The following is a 17,561-nucleotide window of genomic DNA, read 5'->3' as shown; positions in this document are numbered from 1 at the left end:
CGGCCCCTCCAGCTGCGCCGGTTGGCGCGGGAGGGCGGCGTAATGGCCAATTCCGAACGACAGCTCGGCGAGCTTGCCAGAATGGAAGCGGCACGGCGAAAGACGCAGCACCAGCTCGATCTCATCGACCGGCTAACCGCGCTCATTCCCCTGCTTGGACGGCGCCTTCCTCGAACGCTACCGCACCAATCTGGCAGTCTGACGGCCGAGCGACAGCCGGAAGTCGATGCGCTTACGCGGAATCTTGCTCGGCAGGACGCGACAATCGCCGCACTTTGAGCGCGAGCCGAATTGGATGGCCGCGTCGTCGCAACTGCGTGGAGGGCGTTGCCATGAGCACCATCGGCGACCTGGAGCGGAGAGCCGGCATCGGAGGATCGCCGGCCGAGCGAACCGCGTTCTGGCGGCAATTTCACCATTTCGAAGGCCAAGCCTTTCTGAGCGCCGGCCCGGCTGAGCTCAGGCGCCTGATTGCGGCCAGGGAAGCGGAGCCGGATGGCGGCCAAATACGCGTGTTGCCGGTTGTCGCCGTGAAGCATTGCCCGCCCTGACGGCGGAGCAGCAAGCGGCGCTTCCGGCCTACGCCGCAGGCATCGTCGACGCTGGAAATCAATCCTCAACAACGCCTGGTTGGGGCGGGCCCGCCTCATGACGGCAGCGGTCTGCTGCGCGGCCTTCGCAACTCGCACGGTCCGGCTGGCTGCAATCCTATCGCTTGCCTAAGCTGACCAAGCGATAGGCCGAGCGTTCATGTGCAGCGCGTGGGGAAGCCAGGGTTCCCCGGAAACGCCTGTTCGTTCATTCGAGGACGTCATCTTCCTCCCCACGCCGGATCGCCCTTCGGTTTTGCTGAGGTCTGAACCGGCGTCCGTGCGCTTCAAGGCCGCTGTCGCGCCGCGGCGCGGCCGGACCCCGCCGTCGTTCTCGGAGCAGGCTCGCGTGCTCCGTCGAGGGCAGCTTGCCCTCGTCGCAAGCAAACCGGCTCCGCTCGTCCAGGTGGGGCCGGACCCTGAAGCGCCCGTCTTTCCGCCGGTTCGAGGTGACCGCACCGAAGGGCAAGCCGGCATGGGCCGGAGCCGCTCCGGACGACTTCGAAAGGAAACGACATGGCCAAGCCTACACCCTCCTCCCGCCAATCCACACGCGTCGTGCAACTGCGCAAGGGCGCAACCATCGAAATGGTCCGGCTCACCTGCCCCGACGTCAGCCAGGCACTTAAGATCACCGAGAGTTTCGGAACCGCCGTCATCGACAGCGACGGCATCCGCGACTTGCACGAGCGGCTGGTCACGGAGACAGCCGATGCGCTCGGCGACGGCCTTGGCGACAAGGCCATGCAGATCCACCTGCAGCGGATCGTCGGTGCCTACGTCGGCTCGGCCCACGGCGCCGGCCAGTTCTACAGCCGCGCGGTCACCGAGGGGCGCGATGCCACGGCCAAAGCCGCCAACGATGCCCGCGACGAGGACCTGGACGGCCCCGTCGGCTTTGACAGCGCCGCTCAGCGCAAGCGCGAATTCGCCGCCGACATGGGCATACAGGTCCATGCGCTCAGAATGGCGGCCGAAGGCGCCGTCGCCGCCTATGTCCAGGTGATCGGCGAGACCTGGAAACCGTTCGACCGTCCCGTCGAACAGCCCGGCCACGCGCTCTACCGCAAGGCTACCGAAACGCAGATCTCCGCCTTCGACTGACCACTTTCGGCGGGGGCTTCGGCCCCGCCTTTCCATCAACTCGAGCCGGCCGCTTCCGTGGCGGGACCGGCCTGTTTCGTGTCGCTGACCCCGCCAGCAAGAAAAAGGAAATGAAGTCGATGGCACGCCCGTCGTGGCCCGTTCCTTCGTAGGGTCTGCAGGAGCCGCCGACGGACGCAACGCCTTCGCCGTCCTCCACTGCGTTGCGGCCGTTCCGGTGCATCCGCCGGCTAACCTGCTCCTGCTTTCGCCCTTCGTAACGGGCCGCGAGGGGCGCGGCCTTGAAACGGGGAAGTTTGAATATGAGCAACACAGAAAATCAGCGGGTCGATCTCTACAGCCGGATCACCGACAAGATCATCGAAGACCTGGCAAAGGGCGTGCGGCCTTGGATGAAACCATGGAATTCAGCGAACGCGGCAGGTCGCATTACCCGGCCGCTGCGTTACAATGGGCAACCCTATTCTGGCGTCAACGTGCTGCTTTTGTGGTCGGAGGGTGTCGCGCGAGGTTACGCGTCATCCACGTGGATGACGTTCAAGCAGTCCCTCGAATTGGGCGCCGCGGTCCGCAAAGGCGAGACGGGCACGACCGTCGTCTTCGCCAGCCGTTTCACTAAGTCCGAAACCGACGGGAACGGCGGCGAGGTCGAGCGGGAAATCCCCTTCTTAAAGGCATACAGCGTCTTCAACGTCGAACAGATCGAGGGACTCCCCGATCAGTATCATCACCGGCCGGTGTCCGTTCCGGATCCTGTCGAGCGCATCGGGCACGCGGATCGGTTCTTCCGCAACACCGGTGCTTCAATTCGTCATGGCGGCAACCAGGCCTTCTTTGCGCCAGCCGCCGATGTCGTCCAGATGCCACCATTTGAGAGCTTCAAGGATGCGGCAAGCTACTACGCGACCTTGAGTCATGAGGTCACGCATTGGACGGCGCCGGCCCATCGCCTCGGTCGCGACCTCAGCCGCTATGCCAAGGACAAATCTGAACGAGCCCGCGAGGAACTGATCGCCGAGCTCGGCAGCTGCTTCCTGTGCGCCGATCTCGGGATTGTTCCCGAGCTCGAGCCCCGCCCCGATCACGCGTCCTACCTCGATTCCTGGCTCAAGGTCCTGGCCGATGACAGACGGGCGATCTTCCAGGCGGCGGCGCATGCGCAGCGGGCCGTGACTTTCCTGCATTCGCTGCAGCCGGACGCGGCCGACAAGCGGCTCGCTGCGTAACGACTTGTCAGCGCCGGTCGTCGGCCTCGCCGGCGGCCGACAACTCTCGGCCGTCGGTCGCGGTGGGCGTGTCACGATCCGTCGCAAGGTGCAGTTTGCCGCAGATCGAGTTTTCCCGGTCTATCGGCTTGAGCTTCCGGGACGGCTTGATTTCGACGATAAAGGGCTTTGTCTGCTGATGCATGGATCCTCCAGGCGACGGCTTGCGAGGCGCGACGACAGCGCGGAGCGGGCAATGCAACGCCCCCTGCTCGTTGGTTCTGCGAGGTTTCGGTTTCGCACGTGGACAGGACCGCGGAGCGATCGTTGCAGCGTTCGGGAGCAGTCGAGGGACGAACCGCCATTGCCATATTCCTTCGACCACTGCGCCAGGCCACGACCGTCGCGGGCTCGATGAGGCATGTCTGATCGAAGACCGGCTTTGCCTCGATCGTCTTACCGCAACGGCCCTCCGAAACTTTATTCCCCTGAGCGCTGCGCGCCCATTCCTCGCGGAACAACAAAATTTCTCGTGGCCGCCCTCCATTTCATTTTGGCCTTTCAGGTGCGGTCCGATCGTCCCCGATCTTGCGACAGCCATCGAGGCCGCGATGGGCGCGGCCCGAAACAGCAAAGGAATACGACAATGGCAACCATCGGCACCTTCACCACTTCCGAAACCGGCTTCAACGGCTCGATCCGCACCCTTGCCCTCAACGTCAAGGCCCGCATCGCTCGCATCGACAATCACTCCGACAAGGGCCCGCACTTCCGCATCTACGCAGGCAACGTCGAGCTGGGTGCGGCCTGGCAGAAGCGCTCCGCCGAGACGGATCGGGACTATCTCTCGGTCAAGCTCGATGACCCGAGCTTCCCCGCTCCGATCTACGCGACGCTGACCGAGGTCGAGGGCGAGGACGGCTACCAGTTGATCTGGTCCCGCCCCCACCGCGACTGAGACCCGGACAGGGCCCCGCCGCCAAGGCGGGGCTGAACTGAATAGAGACAAGCCGGCGGCGGGCATCGAGCCTGCCGCCGGCTTTCTCGGTGCGATACGGAACCGGAATATTGTCTGCTCAGATGGAGCGATTGTGCCGGGCAGAAATGCCGGCGTCAGAGGACGCGCGGTTCCCCCAATTTTGCCTCCGCTTCGAACCTCAGCTCCAACAAAATCGGCTCCCCCATGCGCTTGCTCCGCCGGTGGCTGCCGCGCTCCCTGACCCCGTCATCTCCTCCCGCCCAGCGGTCTCGTCTTTCACGAACTCAAGGAGATGAGATGATGACGATCGGACAGCACATCGAAAAACTTCGCCTCGAATTGAAGAACGCCTGCGATGCCGCCGAGCGCCGCCAGATCGGGGGCGAGCTTGAACTTGCCCAGGCTGATCTGGTCGTGACGCTTGCCGAACAGGACGGTGCGATCAATGCCGAGCCGCCCCTTTTGAGGCGGCTCTTTTGCAGCTGGACGGGGAGCCGGTGCGCCGGATCGGGCTTCCCGGCTGTCAGGGATTTCATCCCTCGACACTCCCGCCGGCAGACGGACACGGTTGCGGTCCTTGACCCCTCTTTGCAACAGAGTGGCCGATCTCCGTTAGCAACGAAAGAGATCACAATCAATTGCAACTCTCCTTGTCAACGAGCTGTCATCTCTCATCGGGGATATTGCAGCCCGCGCGTTCGGCTGTAACCTGGCGCCGCCAGAATTTTCCCCGCCGCATTCCGCGGCTCCTCTGGAACAGGTGCCGATAAGGCATAATGGCCCGTTTCGGCGGGCCATTCTCATGTTGGCACGGAGGTGCGCGGACGATAGCCGCGTTTTCGTTTCCGTCGAAGCAGATCGAGAAACAGTTCAACTGCTTCCTCTTCCCGCCCAAAATGGTGGACCATCATCTGACCCTTTGTCCCGATGCGGCCCCACTTCCTGAGCAGGCAGACATCCCCGAACAGGTTGGGCTCGATCGACATGGCGTAGTAGCGCGCCATGTTTCTGGCGGAGTCAACGCGTTCGACATAGAGATGGTAGGGTTGCGCGATCATGAGATCAGAATCGCCGATCAGCGGAATCGCGTCCAACGAGACTTATGAATCGGTCGGCAGGGATTGATTCATATCGCTGATGGCATGCCATCGGACACGACGGGCTTGCGCGAATTTACCTGGATGCCGGTCCGTGCGGCGGGCGACCATCAATAAGGAACTTAAAGGATCTGCGCGGGGTTTCCCTTCAAGACTGGGCTTGGCACAATGAGCGTCTGCGACTGCCGCCGAATCTCGAACATCCAATGAGAGAGGTCTATTTCCGGGAGCTTCGACTGTTTCAGGCGTGCGCTGGCGCAGGTTTTTCTCTTCGCCCGGATTTCACCTCCGAGAAGATTATGGATCTCGAAAACAGCATGAGGATGTCACATGAAAGGCTATCTGCCTATGTCATCGGCGCGTTGTTGGGCGCCATCTTTGCTATCGCCGTGTCCATTTTTTTCGGCCTCCATAGGATCTTCCATCTTGCGGTTTTGGCGCTGCTGCCGGTCCTGGGTGCTGCGCTGGTCGAGCGCTTCTATTATCGCGGGTCACGAACACGCGCTGATGTGACAATCCATCGATATATGTCGGGCCTCGGTCGATCGAACGTGCAAAGCCGAAAGTCTTTGGGCGAGACGCCTGCGGCGTACGGCCCTATTCGCGATGCTCACGGTGGCCGAAAACGGTCTCCGCCCATCCAGGTGACGATCCTCTCGCAGCTCCTTACTCGCACCATAAAAGTCTTGCGCAGTCCTAGCGCCGGGCAAGACCTTCATCGATGAGGTGGTCGCCGAGCGATCGTCCCTCCCGCGTGACGTTCCGGAGTTTTCGGCCATGCTCGTTCTCGTCCCGCAAACCTGATGACAGCGAGAACTTGCCCGCGTTCAAAAGCGTGAGCAGGCGTGCCTTCGCCGCCTCGCCCTTGATCCGCTCCCCCTCGCAGCGAGGAGGGCTGAGTTCCGGCGTGTCGATATCCGCCATGCGGTTTTTTCTCCCCCCAAACCAGAAAGTGTCGCCGTCGACGACGCAGTTCATTCGCACGCTCTCGCCGCACAACGAAAAACGGCCTGCGACGTATCCGTTGTCGGTATCTTGGCAAGAGCCAGCACGCCGGAGAGATCACCAGCGCCGCCGGAGGTAAGCCAACCACCCGCTCCAATGATGATGGCTGAGATGACCCATCAGCGACTTGCGCGGGCCGTTCTGTCCCGTTCGGAATTTTCGCTCCGGCCGATATCGATCGTTCCCGCTGCTGTTTTTGCGCCGTGGTCTCATCGGAACCACATTCGATTTCGCCACGTGCCCGTCCTCTGCTGTTTGCATCAATCTACGTCGAGCCCGGTTTCATCTGTCTTTATGAACAGGTCGGCCTCAGGTGGTGTTTAGGAGTGGGGCGCAGTCGGTCCCGCCTCCCTTCGGCCGATCGGATAGATTTCAAGCTGGCAAACGAAACGCATCTTGCCGTTTTCTCTTCCGAGGGTTCTGGAAGAGCGACGGAAGGCGGTATTCGGCGTTGCGCTATGGCTCATGTACTGTCATTTGTCGCAGCCGAGTGTATGGGCGCGAAAAATATCCAAAGGTTGATCATGGACGATACGGTTCAAATTGGAAGCCGCGGCGACTTCGGTCTCTGGGCAATCGAAGTCGCCAAACAGATTGTCGGCGAGCAGGGCTTCGAGCTTGCCCAGGCCGCGCGTGACGGCACGGAGGATGATCTCCGTACTGCAGGCAATGCTCTGGGGCAGGCGATTACCAACGCGCTGCTCGAAGTCTTCGATGGGCTGCTGGACGGGCCGCCCGCCGATGCGACTTGACCGATCTTACGGCTTGTCCGCAGTATCGCGGAAGAACGCGTTCGGCTTCACACATGCCTTCATGTCCTCACGCCTAAACCAGATTGCGCGCCCACACCGGAGCGGCGCGTTTCCGGCGGTGAAGACGATCTGCTCGTCGGCACGCATGCGCAGCACCTCATGCGGCTGGATCAGAGGTCTGGCGGCAAGTTGTTTCGATCGCGTGCGCGACGATCCTTTCGACTGGACACTGCGGCTGACCTGATCGATCTCTACGGTCGTCATGCCGCAGCGGCGCGAGATGTAGTCGGCCGTCTCGGGATCGTTGATGGCGGCGAATGAAATCCAGCTTGCGCTCTCGAACCACTTGCTTGCCGCGTCTCGGCCGCCATAGGTTTCACGCATCTGGCCGATCGACTGGTAGATTGTGGTGAGCGTGATTCCATATTTGCGGCCTGCGTCACGCGCGGTTTCCAGGATGCGCATGTATCCAAGGCGCGCCACCTCATCGAGAAGGAAGAGCGCCCTGCCCGGCATCTCGCCGTTGCGGTTGTAGATGGCGTTCAGAAACGAACCGATGATGACGCGCGCCAAGCCCGCATGCGTCTCCAATGCCTTGAGATCTACGTTGATGAACACGTCCGTTTTTCCATCTGCAAGATCACCCGTCGTAAAGGTCTTGCCCGAGACCAGGGCGGCGTAGTTCGGGTAGGACAGCCAGTGGGTTTCCTTGACCGCGTTGGCGTAAACGCCCGAGAATGTTTCCGGCGTCATGTTAACGAAGGCCGCGACATTCTCCTTTACGAAATCCGAACTTGAATTGTCATAGATTTCCTGCAGCCGCTGGCGCAGCTGGGGCTCCGGCTCGGACAAGTTCTTGCGCACTTGCCGGAGTGTCTGGTCGTTTTCCGGCGTGTGGCCGGAGAGGCAAGTGTCAGCAATCAGCGCAGTGAGTAATTGCAAGGCCGAGGCGCGAAAGAAGTCGTCACGGACGCCACGCGCGCCACCGCTATCGCTCATGATCCACGACGCGACGGAGGCGATATCCTCCTCTTTGGTTCCCCCGAACCGGCCGATCCAGTCGAGCGCGTTGAAGCCGATTTCTGAGTGTTTCGGATCGAGCACGAAGACGTCGCGGTTGGCGTCGCCACGGTGCTTCGATACCATTGGCGCAACCTCGTTCGAAGGATCGAGAACAACGAGGGCGCCACCCCATTTTAGCGCCGTCGGGATCGTGACTGATGTCGTCTTGAAACCACCGGATCCGGCGAACACGATGCCGTGCGATGAGCCGAACGAGCCATCGAAGCAAAGCAGCGGCGACTTACCACCCGCTCCCCAGGTCTCGGCGCTGTCAGCGCGAAACGAGTGTGCCGCGCTGCTATCCCGGTCGACCCGGTAGCGCTCGCCGATGACGATGCCGCCGCTCTCGGCAAAAAGCTTTTCTGCTTGCGATAATTTCATCCAGTCGGCCTCGCCATGCACCGCCCGTTTTCCAACGATGCGCTTGGGCTCGGGCCTTGCGAACGCGGCGTTGCCGGCAATCGCCACCCGCGTGCCCAACAGCGCCGACATCAGCACCGTGGCGGCGCCGATCGTCGTTGCTGGATCGAGATAGTTGAAGATGGATTTGCCGGCCGGGACTTGTCCGAGAAACGCGGAGAGCCTCGATGCCTCGCGCAGGACCGCGAGGACGAGCGTCGCTGTCGCGCCCGTGACAACGCCCCATCCTGCCGTCCTGATCCGCACCGAGCCGGCGCTCGCAAACAGAAAGACGATGCCGACGATCGACGCGGCGACATAGGGCAGAGCGATGCCCGCACGGCCGAGCATCTGCCGGGCGGCATCGCTCTTGCCGAAGTGGGATAGCCAGTGTTCGATCCTGGTCATGCCGATGGCCGTCAGCATCATCAACGCGCAGGGTGCAACGAGCAGCAGGATCCTAGTCATCTCTCTCTCCGAACGCTTCAGCACCGAGTGCGGCAAGCCGTGAGCGCTCCTGTGCGTCTCCCTTCAGCCGCGCGGCGGCATCGATGAGGAGCCCAAGCAGCAGCGCCCGCTTCTCGTAGCGCAGCCCCGCCTTGACGATCAGACCGCCGAGTTCGATCTTTTCGCGTGTGTCCTTCTTGCGGGCATCTGAAGTCGTCGATCTTCGCATCCGCTCAAGCCTCGCCAGTCCTGCCCTCAGCCGCGCCAGGCGGGTTCTGCGCGGTGGGCGTGCTGCCGTCGCCTGCGCCGCCTGCCCCCTTCCCTCCGGTCGTACGGGCCTTGCCCCCGCGAAAGCGTTTCACCAGATCCTCGAATGCTGCCTGCAGTTCACCCTCGTCGATCTCGATCTCACCGAGACCGGCTTTAAGCGCGATCCGGCCGATGCGTTCGGCCTCCCGGGTTTCGGCGAGCTTCAACTGCTCCTGGAGCCTGGCGATTTCGTCGCGGATTTTCGAGGATGGCTTCTTCATGTCCGGATAGCTCCTTGGGTGCGAAAACTTGTCTCTCGGACCCCATCTTCCGGACGTCGGTGTGGAACGCACTACTGTTAATCCTACAATCGCCAAGGGCGATGCTTTCGTGGATGATCCCGGCCGCTCGGCAAGAGCGGCATCCGAAGGGCGCAATTATACGTCGCTGGCGCGACGTTCTTTTGAGAGCGCCCCGGCGGGGCCGATCTCGCTGCCGAACATGTTGATTTTGCTTGCAATCGGGAAAGAACTCCGCCGTGGCCGTGCCTCATTTCTCCGTCAGCATCGTCGCCCGCGGCTCCGGCCGCAGCGCCGTGCTGTCGGCGGCCTACCGGCATTGCGCCAAGATGGAGTACGAGCGGGAGGCCCGCACGATCGACTACACACGCAAGCAAGGCTTGCTGCACGAAGAGTTCGTGATCCCGGCTGATGCACCGAAATGGCTCCGGGCGATGATTGCCGATCGCTCCGTCTCCGGGGCGTGCGAGGCCTTCTGGAATAGCGTCGAAACTTTCGAGAAGCGTGTCGATGCCCAGCTTGCCAAGGACGTGACCGTTGGGCTGCCGGTGGAACTCTCGACCGCGCAGAATATCGAACTCGTGAGGGATTTCGTCGAGCTGCACATCACATCGAAGGGGATGGTGGCGGACTGGGTCTATCACGATGCGCCAGGCAATCCGCATGTGCACCTGATGACGACGCTTCGGCCGCTGACCGAAGACGGGTTCGGCGCCAAGAAGGTCGCAGTGACCGGCCCTGACGGCACGCCGGTGCGCAACGATGCCGGCAAGATCGTCTACGAGCTCTGGGCCGGTAGCCTCGATGATTTCAATGTCTTTCGCGACGGCTGGTTTGCCTGTCAGAACCGACACCTGGCGCGTGCCGGACTCGATCTCCGCGTCGACGGCCGTTCCTTCGAGAAGCAGGGGATCGAACTCGAGCCGACCATTCACCTCGGCGTCGGCGTCAAGGCGATCGAAAGGAAGTCGGCGGAGGCCGAGCGGGACCCTTCGCTGGAGCGGATGGAGCTGCAGGAGGGGCGCCGGGCGGAAAACGCCCGCCGCATTCAGCGCCGTCCCGAACTGGTGCTCGACCTGATCACCCGGGAGAAGAGCGTCTTCGACGAACGTGACGTTGCCAAGATCCTCCACCGCTACATTGACGACGCCGACCTCTTCCAAAATCTGATGGCAAGGATCCTGCAGAGCCCCGAGACGCTCCGGCTTGAACGCGAGCGGATCGAATTTTCAAGCGGTCTACGCGTGCCGGCGAAATACACGACGCGCGACCTCATCCGGCTAGAAGCGGAAATGGCCAGTCGGTCGATTTGGTTGGATCAACGCTCCTCTCACAGCGTGGCGGACGCGGTGCGGGACGCGGTCTTCGCCCGTCACCTGCGCCTCTCGGACGAGCAGAAGGCGGCGATCGCACATGTTACCGGAGGCGAGCGCATCGCTGCTGTGATCGGACGTGCAGGCGCGGGCAAGACGACGATGATGAAAGCCGCGCGCGAGGCCTGGGAAGCCGCCGGTTATCGCGTCGTTGGCGGGGCGCTTGCGGGCAAGGCCGCTGAGGGCCTGGAGAAGGAAGCCGGTATCGTCTCCCGCACGCTGTCATCCTGGGAACTGCGCTGGAACCAAGGTCGCAATCAGCTGGACGACAAGACAGTATTCGTTCTTGATGAAGCGGGCATGGTGTCGTCGCGGCAGATGGCGCTGTTCGTCGAAGCAGCGACGAAGTCCGGCGCCAAACTCGTCCTTGTCGGAGATCCGGAACAGCTTCAGCCGATCGAAGCGGGTGCGGCCTTCCGCGCCATTGCCGACCGCATCGGCTATGGCGAACTCGAAACCATCTATCGCCAGCGCGAGCAGTGGATGCGCGACGCGTCGCTTGATCTGGCCCGCGGCAATATCGGAAGAGCTGTCGAAGCCTATCGCGCCCAGGGCCGCGTCAGCGGAGCCGATCTCAAGGCCGATGTCGTGCAGGCGCTGATTGCCGATTGGAACCGCGACTATGATCCGCAAAAGTCGAGTCTCATTCTTGCGCACTTGCGCCGTGACGTCCGAATGCTCAACGACATGGCTCGCGCAAAGCTCGTCGAACGCGGCCTCGTCGCCGACGGTTTTGCTTTCCGAACCGAAGACGGTCACCGAAATTTCGCAGCCGGTGACCAGATCGTGTTCCTAAAGAACGAGAGTTCGCTCGGGATCAAGAACGGCATGCTGGCCAAGGTCCTTGAAGCGGCGCCCGGGCGTATCGTCGCGGAAGTCGGAGAAGGCGAACATCGCAGCCAGGTCACGGTCGAGCAACGCTTCTATGCAAATCTCGATCACGGCTATGCCACCACGATCCATAAGAGCCAGGGTGCCACCGTCGATCGGGTGAAGGTGCTGGCGTCCCTGTCGCTTGACCGCCATCTCACCTACGTGGCCATGACTCGTCACCGTGAGGACCTAGGTCTCTACTACGGCCGCCGATCCTTCGCCAAGGTAGGCGGACTGATCCCGATCCTGTCGCGCAGACAAGCCAAAGAAACGACGCTCGATTATGCAAGCGGCCGCTTCTACGCCCAAGCCCTTCGCTTCGCCGAGGCTCGTGGCCTTCACCTCATTAACGTCGCACGCACGGTCGTTCGCGACCGGCTCGAATGGGCGGTCCGGCAAGAGTCGAAGCTCACCGAGCTTGGCGCGCGTCTGGCGGCGATCGCCAGCAGGCTTGCTCTGTCCGCCCGCGCGGCCAAGACCACTCGATCGCACAGCATCAAGGAGGCAAAACCCATGGTATCGGGCGTCACCACGTTCCCAAAATCGCTGGAACAGGCCGTCGAAGACCGACTTGCCGCCGACCCCGGCTTGAAGAAGCAATGGGAGGAAGTCTCAGCGCGCTTCCATCTCGTCTACGCTCAGCCGGAAGACGCGTTCAAAGCTGTCAACGTCAATGCGATGCTGAAGAACGAGGCGCCCTCGAAATCTACGATCGCCAAGCTCGGTTCCGCGCCGGAGACCTTTGGTGGGCTGAAAGGCGAGACCGGCCCTCTTGTTGGCAGCGCGGACAAGCAGGTCCGTGAGAAGGCCGTCACCAATGCGCCAGCGCTTGCCCGGAACTTGGAACGCTATCTGCGTCAGCGCAAGGAGGCAGAACACAAATATGAAGCCGAGGAGCGCGCCGTCCGCTTGAAGGTCTCTCTCGACATTCCGGCACTGTCGCTGGCGGCAAAGCAGACGCTCGAACGCGTGCGTGACGCCATCGATTGCAACGACCTTCCCTTAGGCCTCGAATACGCGCTCGCCGACAAAATGGTGAAAGCAGAACTCGAAGGCTTCGCGAGAGCCGTATCGGCCCGTTTCGGCGAACGCACGTTCTTGCCGCTCGCCGCCAAGGACACGACAGGTCAGACCTTCCAGTCAGTGACCTCAACCATGTCTCTCGGCCAGAAGGCGGAGGTGCAATCCGCCTGGAGCTTTATGCGGACGATGCAGCAACTTTCCGCGCATGAACGCACGACCGAAGCGTTGAAGCAGGCCGAGACGCTGCGGCAAACCAGGAGCCAGGGGCTCTCGCTCAAATGACGCTTCCCGTTCCAACACGCGTGCGAGCGATGGCGCAGCGACGACAAGCTGCTATCACTCTGTCGGTGTCGGCTGCCGCCGTCGTAGTCGTCGGGCTGGCCGGTTTATTCGGCGGCTATCGCATCAACTTGACCCCGAGCGAGCCGCTCGGCGTCTGGCGGATTGTCCCACTCAACCGATCGCCTGGTGTGGGCGACCTGGTGTTCATCTGCCCTCCGGATACAGCCGCTACGCGCGTAGCGAGAGCGCGGGGCTATCTCCGCGCCGGTCTTTGCCCCGGCCACTTCGCGCCGCTGATCAAGTCGGTGGTCGCGGTCGCCGGCCAGCAGGTCGAGATCGCGGCCGAGGTGACCGTCGATCGACGCCTCGTTCGTGCTTCCGCTGTCGCCGAAAAAGACGGAGAAGGTCGGCCGCTGACACGGTTTGCCGGCGGCGTGGTGCCGCGCGGTGAGGTCTTCCTGCATTCATCGTTCGCCGGCTCGTTTGACTCCCGTTACTTCGGGCCTGTGCCGGCATTAGGCATTCTCGGTCTGGCGCGTCAGGTGCTGACTTATGCGCCATAATTGGGGTTGTCCAGCGTTGCTTACCATCGCTTCGGTCGGCGTCGGAACGGTGGCATGGAGCGGCCAAGTTCTGTTGTTGCCGCTGGCGCTCGGCTTTCCAGTCCTCTGGTCGCTGTCGAAAACGAGATTGACGGCAACGTTGGTTTCCGCCGCATATTTCCTGTCGGCGTCGCGCGGCCTGCCGCAAGGTGTGGCCACGTTCTATGCCGCGGATATCTGGCGGGGCCTGCTGCTGTGGCTGGCTGCCTCCGCAAGTTTTGTGGCGGTGCATGCGCTGCTATGGGCGAAGGAGACTGGCCCTCATCCGGGCCGCTATCTTCTGGCGGCCGTCCTGATGGCAGTCCCCCCTTTCGGCATTACCGGGTGGGCGCATCCCATCACGGCCGCAGGCGTCTTGTTTCCGGGATGGGGATGGTTGGGACTGGCCGCCATGACAGCCGGCCTGGCAGGCCTCGTTTCCCGCCTCTGGCCAGCTGTGGCCATAGGCCTTACGGGCTGTTGGCTCTGGTCCGCCGCATTCTGGACCGAACCGAAGCTACCGGAAGCCTGGCGGGGCGTCGATCTCGAATTTGGTGCGTCGCTCGGGCGGGACACCAGCATGGCCCGCCACCGTGATCTAATTACAACGGTCACCGAACGAGCGTCGGGCGGTTCTCGAATCATCGTCCTTCCCGAGAGTGCCTTGGGCTTCTGGACGTCGACGGTCGAACGGCTTTGGAAACGTGCGCTGGCCGGACATGACGTGACCGTCCTGGCGGGTGCTGCAGTCGTCGACGCGGTCGGATACGATAACGTGGTTGTCGCGATATCTGCGGGTGACAGTCGGATCCTCTATCGGGAACGGATGCCCGTTCCCGGCTCGATGTGGCAGCCTTGGGAGCCGCTCTTCGGCGGTAACGCCGGCTCGAAAGCGCACGTTTTTGCGAACCCGGTCGTGGCGGTTGGATCCGGCCGGGTGGTGGTGCTGATCTGCTACGAGCAACTGCTCGTCTGGCCGGCCTTGGAATCGATGCTCGGTGATCCCGATGTAATTGTTGCGGTCGGCAACGGCTGGTGGACTAAGGGAACGTCTATCGTGGCCATCCAGCGGGCCAGCACCGCCGCCTGGGCAAAGCTGTTTTCCAAACCGCTCGTTTTTTCTTTCAACACGTGATGCCGAGGAGGCCCCATGCTCGACGCCGCCCTGATCAAAGACTGCGCCGACCCTTCACTGAAACCCGCGATCGTCGAGCAGTTCGTCACGGCGGCGGCGTCTGCCGATCCACTCGCCGTGACCGTCCGCTCCGGTGGGCGGTTGATCCTCGTGCCGAAGGCCAGATCCCCAGACGAGGCGATGGACATCGTGCGCCAATATGCCGGCAAGGCTGTCGTTCGTGTCGGTCTAACGCAGTTTCCGGCCGGTGTGGGCGTCAAGGACCCGGCCGATCTCAAACCAGATTTGGTCGATGCTTGCCAGAACCTGCGCATGGGAACGGTGATGTTCGCCAAGATCATGAGGATCGTCGCGAAATGGTATGGCAACCCGAAGAGCGCCGACGCCTTCCCGCAGATATTCGAGGACGCGGTCTTTGCTTGGAAAACCGGCGAGTTCGAAGGCGTCAGTGTGTTTCAGGCGGAAGATCCGGGCGGCCCGATCACGAATCAGGCTGAGCCGAATGACGGCGGGGAAACTGAGCCTGCGGATGAGGAAACTCCTGCGCAGACCGATGTGGAGCCGCGGGAGTCGCAAGAAGTCGGGAAAGCTGAAATGCGGATTGACCTGTCAAGGATCGGCGGAAAGTGATAGGGGCAAAAACCCGACACATCGAAAGGCTAATTGAAGCGCCAAGCGGGGCTGCCATACACGATGTACAGGTCGATGGGCTTACTTTGGCATTGGTGGGGGAACAGCGTTGGGCCGCGCATATCGCCTGCTTGAACGGATGTCCGAGGACATCGACCTGCACATCATAGGCGAAAAAGCAAACTCTCGCAGCGCGCTCAAGCGCCTGCGAGGCGAGGTGAACGACCGGCTTCAAGCGGCGGGTTTTGCGGCAGACCGCAATTATGTCGTCAAGCAAAATGACCGGTACGTCCGCTACGATCTGCCTTATGAAGCTATCGCAAAAGGAGAGGGCGTCTTGCGCCCGGAGATCAAGATCGAGTTGGCCGAATTTCCCATTTGCACCGCCTCGGAAAGCCGTTCCGTCTCTTCCTTTGTTGCCGAAGCCACGGGCGCGACTGCGAAAGCCGAAGATGTCGCATGTGTGAGACTGGTGGAAACCGCAGCAGACAAGTTCGTTGCCATCGGGCGTCGGGCCGGCTCAGCTTTCGCTGGGGTTGAGCCCCTCGACCACACGCTTGTCCGGCACGTCTACGATTTATCGCGAATGGATGGCCACTATGATGTGGATGAAGCGGCCGCGATCGCCTTGAGTACGATGAAGGCTGACGCCGAAAGCCGAGGCGGCGAATATGCAGCGTATAAGGCCGATCCCAGGGCTGAAACGCTCCGCGCGTATGATGTTGTGGCCAGGGACGGGAAGTTCGCGGAAGGCTATGTCAAGTTGCTCGGTGAAATGGTGTATGGCGAAAAGCCTGAATTTGCGTCAGCGTTTGAGAAAGTACAAAAGATCGCCGAACGGATCCGCAACGCCTAGGTCCGACGCGCCTGTGAGGTGGGACCGGCTACTGACAAGAATTCCCTTGGGTCGACGTCCAAAGCCTCTGAGATCTGGCCAAGGACGGTGAGAGTGGCCGACGTTTTGCCGCGCTCGATGGAGCCAATATGGCGCATGCTCAGACCAGTGCGGTGGGCGAGTTCTTCCTGCGTCAGCTTTTTGCCATGACGTATTCGACGCAAGTTTGTCGCCATGACCTGGTTGAGATCCATGGCGTGAGCGGAACCTGAATTGAAACTGTTCTTCCAGGAAGTATAGTTCCTAATCCGCGCGGTGCGTGTTATTGGTCCTCGCCTGTTATCTTTCCGAGTCGGTGAAAACCGCTTGTCGAGGATTCAGGCCGTGCAGCCGCGGCCCAAACGCTATATGCGGTGGGTAGCATGGTATTTGAGTGGTGATGATGTGTTGAGGACATGCGGATGACCGAGTGTACTGCATCCGGAGAACCTGCGCGCAACGAGGCAGGCTCGCGCTACAGTTCGCTCAAGAAGGACGAGCTGGAGGCCTTGGCAGTCTCAGCAATCCTGGAACATCGGCGCCTGCTCGACGCCGATGAAGCTGTCTACGAGGAATGGCTTCGGGCCAGCGGCGATCCATTAGTCTCAAGTGATGTTGCTCAGACCCTGCAGGATGAATATCTTGCGAGGCAGAAACAGGCTCAAGGCCAGCAGGAAGAACTTTCCGAGATCCTTGATGCCCTTGGCTATGTCCCTGTTGTTCCGTCAGGGGAAAAGGACTGACGATCAGAATAGTCCACGATCCTTCGCGATGGCGACGAGTTGAGGAATGGTCTTGGCCTCGAACTTCCGACGCGCACTGTCCAGATAGTGTTGGACCGTTCTGGCATTGATGCCGGTAATCATAGCGATTTCCGGTACGCTCTTCCCCTTCATCGCCCACATGAGGCACCTCCCCTCCCGTGGAGAAAGCGCCTGTCTCGGCGCCACGACCGATGCCGCACCTACTATCTTCAGGCAGTAGTGTATCGCCATGACAGCCTGCGTTGCCTTTCGAGCGTCGCGCAGTCTCGGTACTTCCGACTTTCGCTCCGATGACGCTAGTGTCAGCATCACCGTAGAGCCATAGCTTCCTTCAACGGGAATGGTCACACCACTGCAAATACCGTGCTCGACCGCCTTGTCGCGAAACTGCCGGAGTTCGGAGGAGCCGCGATCCGGCCAATCGTCGGCCGTCCATGCGAACATATCCATCCGGCGCTTGGCCTCCGTCACGACGGGGTCGATCCGCGCGTAGCGATTGGCAAGGTACACTCCCTCCCACGGCCTGGGATAAGAGTTGAACGTTTTTACTTCAGCGCCTTCGGTTTGCAGATAGGCAAATCGCTCAAATCCGCATGCCTTCGCAAAACTCTTGACTGCGTTCTTGATCATACGTTCGTTGTGCGAGGCTTCGGCCATATCGATAAGAGAGCGAAAGTCTTCGTCCACTGACTTTTTTCCTGCCTTGCGCAAGTGTGTGGTACTTACACCAGGGCCGGCTAAGCGCCGGCCCATGCGCAACCGGACTCGGATTCGCGAAGGCTGCTGGCGATGCCTCAGTGGCGCACAAATATGACTAATTACGTTCTCCGAGTATTCA

General features: G+C 61.6%; 21 protein-coding genes. 12 read left to right on the top strand and 9 right to left on the bottom strand.

Features of this window, described 5'->3' with window-relative positions:
* Positions 1–42 precede the first annotated feature (42 nt).
* From AS026_RS22360 to AS026_RS22345, 4 genes are all read left to right on the top strand, one after another.
* Positions 43–279, top strand: a complete 237-nt coding sequence (locus tag AS026_RS22360) for a hypothetical protein (RefSeq protein ID WP_051177341.1) — start codon at positions 43–45, stop codon at positions 277–279.
* Positions 280–332: 53 nt separating this feature from the next.
* A complete protein-coding gene (locus tag AS026_RS43540) occupies positions 333–551 on the top strand; it encodes a hypothetical protein (protein WP_007539644.1) in 219 nt (72 codons plus the stop codon).
* Between the two features lie 555 nt (positions 552–1,106).
* Positions 1,107–1,694: a hypothetical protein gene (locus AS026_RS22350; RefSeq protein WP_007539642.1), complete on the top strand. Its 588-nt coding sequence runs from the start codon at positions 1,107–1,109 to the stop codon at positions 1,692–1,694.
* A gap of 302 nt (positions 1,695–1,996) precedes the next feature.
* Positions 1,997–2,920, top strand: coding sequence for an ArdC family protein (locus tag AS026_RS22345; RefSeq protein WP_007539640.1), 924 nt, complete (start codon positions 1,997–1,999; stop codon positions 2,918–2,920).
* Between the two features lie 7 nt (positions 2,921–2,927).
* On the opposite strand, the gene AS026_RS42785 is transcribed toward AS026_RS22345, so the two are convergent.
* Complete coding sequence (locus AS026_RS42785; RefSeq protein WP_202902590.1) at positions 2,928–3,104, bottom strand: hypothetical protein; 177 nt, start codon at positions 3,102–3,104, stop codon at positions 2,928–2,930.
* A 441-nt stretch (positions 3,105–3,545) separates the two neighbouring features.
* Here AS026_RS42785 and AS026_RS22340 point away from each other — a divergent pair, with 441 nt between their 5' ends.
* Entirely contained in the window at positions 3,546–3,857 is a 312-nt protein-coding gene (locus tag AS026_RS22340) for a DUF736 domain-containing protein (protein WP_007539638.1), read from the top strand.
* A gap of 297 nt (positions 3,858–4,154) precedes the next feature.
* On the opposite strand, the gene AS026_RS42090 is transcribed toward AS026_RS22340, so the two are convergent.
* The 3 genes from AS026_RS42090 to AS026_RS44240 all read right to left on the bottom strand — a co-directional run bounded on the left by AS026_RS42090 (position 4,155) and on the right by AS026_RS44240 (position 5,899).
* Positions 4,155–4,472: a hypothetical protein gene (locus AS026_RS42090; protein WP_007539635.1), complete on the bottom strand. Its 318-nt coding sequence runs from the start codon at positions 4,470–4,472 to the stop codon at positions 4,155–4,157.
* Between the two features lie 206 nt (positions 4,473–4,678).
* The gene (locus tag AS026_RS22330; RefSeq protein WP_037075330.1) at positions 4,679–4,936 is read right to left on the bottom strand and encodes a WGR domain-containing protein; all 258 of its coding nucleotides are present in this window, start codon (positions 4,934–4,936) and stop codon (positions 4,679–4,681) included.
* A 735-nt stretch (positions 4,937–5,671) separates the two neighbouring features.
* Entirely contained in the window at positions 5,672–5,899 is a 228-nt protein-coding gene (locus tag AS026_RS44240) for a thermonuclease family protein (RefSeq protein ID WP_328285770.1), read from the bottom strand.
* 605 nt (positions 5,900–6,504) lie between these two features.
* Here AS026_RS44240 and AS026_RS22320 point away from each other — a divergent pair.
* Positions 6,505–6,732, top strand: coding sequence for a hypothetical protein (locus AS026_RS22320; RefSeq protein ID WP_028747014.1), 228 nt, complete (start codon positions 6,505–6,507; stop codon positions 6,730–6,732).
* 6 nt (positions 6,733–6,738) lie between these two features.
* Here AS026_RS22320 and traG read toward each other — a convergent pair whose 3' ends face one another.
* Genes traG through traC form a run of 3 tightly spaced genes read right to left on the bottom strand, consistent with a single transcriptional unit; the run spans position 6,739 to position 9,170 of the window.
* Entirely contained in the window at positions 6,739–8,661 is a 1,923-nt protein-coding gene (traG, locus tag AS026_RS22315) for a Ti-type conjugative transfer system protein TraG (RefSeq protein WP_062368636.1), read from the bottom strand.
* Positions 8,654–8,869, bottom strand: a complete 216-nt coding sequence (gene traD, locus AS026_RS22310; protein WP_028749705.1) for a type IV conjugative transfer system coupling protein TraD — start codon at positions 8,867–8,869, stop codon at positions 8,654–8,656. Before traD ends, traG begins: the two co-directional genes overlap by 8 nt.
* Before the next feature lie 4 nt (positions 8,870–8,873).
* The gene (traC, locus tag AS026_RS22305; protein WP_028749704.1) at positions 8,874–9,170 is read right to left on the bottom strand and encodes a conjugal transfer protein TraC; all 297 of its coding nucleotides are present in this window, start codon (positions 9,168–9,170) and stop codon (positions 8,874–8,876) included.
* 257 nt (positions 9,171–9,427) lie between these two features.
* On the opposite strand from traC, the gene traA reads away from it, so the two are divergent.
* The 5 genes from traA (at position 9,428) to AS026_RS22280 (ending at position 15,941) form a co-directional block, all read left to right on the top strand.
* A complete protein-coding gene (gene traA / locus AS026_RS22300) occupies positions 9,428–12,739 on the top strand; it encodes a Ti-type conjugative transfer relaxase TraA (RefSeq protein ID WP_062371846.1) in 3,312 nt (1,103 codons plus the stop codon).
* Positions 12,736–13,302 (top strand): conjugative transfer signal peptidase TraF, encoded by a 567-nt coding sequence (gene traF, locus AS026_RS22295; RefSeq protein WP_028749348.1) that lies wholly within the window; start codon positions 12,736–12,738, stop codon positions 13,300–13,302. The genes traA and traF overlap by 4 nt, the downstream gene beginning before the upstream one ends.
* Entirely contained in the window at positions 13,292–14,455 is a 1,164-nt protein-coding gene (locus AS026_RS22290) for a conjugal transfer protein TraB (protein WP_007539623.1), read from the top strand. Before traF ends, AS026_RS22290 begins: the two co-directional genes overlap by 11 nt.
* 15 nt (positions 14,456–14,470) lie before the next feature.
* Positions 14,471–15,085: a TraH family protein gene (locus AS026_RS22285; RefSeq protein ID WP_007539621.1), complete on the top strand. Its 615-nt coding sequence runs from the start codon at positions 14,471–14,473 to the stop codon at positions 15,083–15,085.
* A gap of 139 nt (positions 15,086–15,224) precedes the next feature.
* Positions 15,225–15,941: a nucleotidyl transferase AbiEii/AbiGii toxin family protein gene (locus AS026_RS22280; protein WP_100248189.1), complete on the top strand. Its 717-nt coding sequence runs from the start codon at positions 15,225–15,227 to the stop codon at positions 15,939–15,941.
* Here the strand turns inward: AS026_RS22280 and AS026_RS22275 are convergent.
* Positions 15,938–16,174 carry a helix-turn-helix domain-containing protein gene (locus AS026_RS22275; protein ID WP_007539616.1) on the bottom strand — a complete coding sequence of 79 codons (237 nt, stop codon included), beginning with the start codon at positions 16,172–16,174 and terminating at the stop codon, positions 15,938–15,940. The genes AS026_RS22280 and AS026_RS22275 overlap by 4 nt on opposite strands.
* 207 nt (positions 16,175–16,381) lie before the next feature.
* On the opposite strand from AS026_RS22275, the gene AS026_RS22270 reads away from it, so the two are divergent.
* Positions 16,382–16,702: a transcriptional repressor TraM gene (locus tag AS026_RS22270; protein ID WP_007539614.1), complete on the top strand. Its 321-nt coding sequence runs from the start codon at positions 16,382–16,384 to the stop codon at positions 16,700–16,702.
* Between the two features lie 3 nt (positions 16,703–16,705).
* Here the strand turns inward: AS026_RS22270 and AS026_RS22265 are convergent, their stop codons facing one another.
* A complete protein-coding gene (locus AS026_RS22265; RefSeq protein ID WP_028749347.1) occupies positions 16,706–17,410 on the bottom strand; it encodes an autoinducer binding domain-containing protein in 705 nt (234 codons plus the stop codon).
* Positions 17,411–17,561: the final 151 nt, after the last annotated feature.

Origin of the sequence: Rhizobium altiplani (assembly GCF_001542405.1) — a bacterium.
GTDB lineage: Bacteria > Pseudomonadota > Alphaproteobacteria > Rhizobiales > Rhizobiaceae > Rhizobium > Rhizobium altiplani.
The sequence above is the reverse complement of the archived record's forward strand: the minus strand, read 5'-3'. Positions and strand labels throughout refer to the sequence as shown.

Excerpts from the sequence above, each read along its gene's own strand:
- AS026_RS22280 (WP_100248189.1), top strand. The coding sequence starts at position 15,225 with ATGTCCGAGGACATCGACCTGCACATCATAGGCGAAAAAGCAAACTCT.
- AS026_RS43540 (WP_007539644.1), top strand. The coding sequence starts at position 333 with ATGAGCACCATCGGCGACCTGGAGCGGAGAGCCGGCATCGGAGGATCG.
- AS026_RS22285 (WP_007539621.1), top strand. The coding sequence starts at position 14,471 with ATGCTCGACGCCGCCCTGATCAAAGACTGCGCCGACCCTTCACTGAAA.
- AS026_RS22350 (WP_007539642.1), top strand. The coding sequence starts at position 1,107 with ATGGCCAAGCCTACACCCTCCTCCCGCCAATCCACACGCGTCGTGCAA.
- AS026_RS22330 (WP_037075330.1), bottom strand. The coding sequence starts at position 4,936 with ATGATCGCGCAACCCTACCATCTCTATGTCGAACGCGTTGACTCCGCC.
- AS026_RS22290 (WP_007539623.1), top strand. The coding sequence starts at position 13,292 with ATGCGCCATAATTGGGGTTGTCCAGCGTTGCTTACCATCGCTTCGGTC.
- traD (WP_028749705.1), bottom strand. The coding sequence starts at position 8,869 with ATGCGAAGATCGACGACTTCAGATGCCCGCAAGAAGGACACACGCGAA.
- AS026_RS22275 (WP_007539616.1), bottom strand. The coding sequence starts at position 16,174 with ATGGATCTCAACCAGGTCATGGCGACAAACTTGCGTCGAATACGTCAT.
- traG (WP_062368636.1), bottom strand. The coding sequence starts at position 8,661 with ATGACTAGGATCCTGCTGCTCGTTGCACCCTGCGCGTTGATGATGCTG.
- AS026_RS22345 (WP_007539640.1), top strand. The coding sequence starts at position 1,997 with ATGAGCAACACAGAAAATCAGCGGGTCGATCTCTACAGCCGGATCACC.
- AS026_RS22270 (WP_007539614.1), top strand. The coding sequence starts at position 16,382 with ATGACCGAGTGTACTGCATCCGGAGAACCTGCGCGCAACGAGGCAGGC.
- AS026_RS22340 (WP_007539638.1), top strand. The coding sequence starts at position 3,546 with ATGGCAACCATCGGCACCTTCACCACTTCCGAAACCGGCTTCAACGGC.
- AS026_RS22360 (WP_051177341.1), top strand. The coding sequence starts at position 43 with ATGGCCAATTCCGAACGACAGCTCGGCGAGCTTGCCAGAATGGAAGCG.
- traC (WP_028749704.1), bottom strand. The coding sequence starts at position 9,170 with ATGAAGAAGCCATCCTCGAAAATCCGCGACGAAATCGCCAGGCTCCAG.
- AS026_RS22320 (WP_028747014.1), top strand. The coding sequence starts at position 6,505 with ATGGACGATACGGTTCAAATTGGAAGCCGCGGCGACTTCGGTCTCTGG.
- AS026_RS42785 (WP_202902590.1), bottom strand. The coding sequence starts at position 3,104 with ATGCATCAGCAGACAAAGCCCTTTATCGTCGAAATCAAGCCGTCCCGG.
- traF (WP_028749348.1), top strand. The coding sequence starts at position 12,736 with ATGACGCTTCCCGTTCCAACACGCGTGCGAGCGATGGCGCAGCGACGA.
- AS026_RS44240 (WP_328285770.1), bottom strand. The coding sequence starts at position 5,899 with ATGGCGGATATCGACACGCCGGAACTCAGCCCTCCTCGCTGCGAGGGG.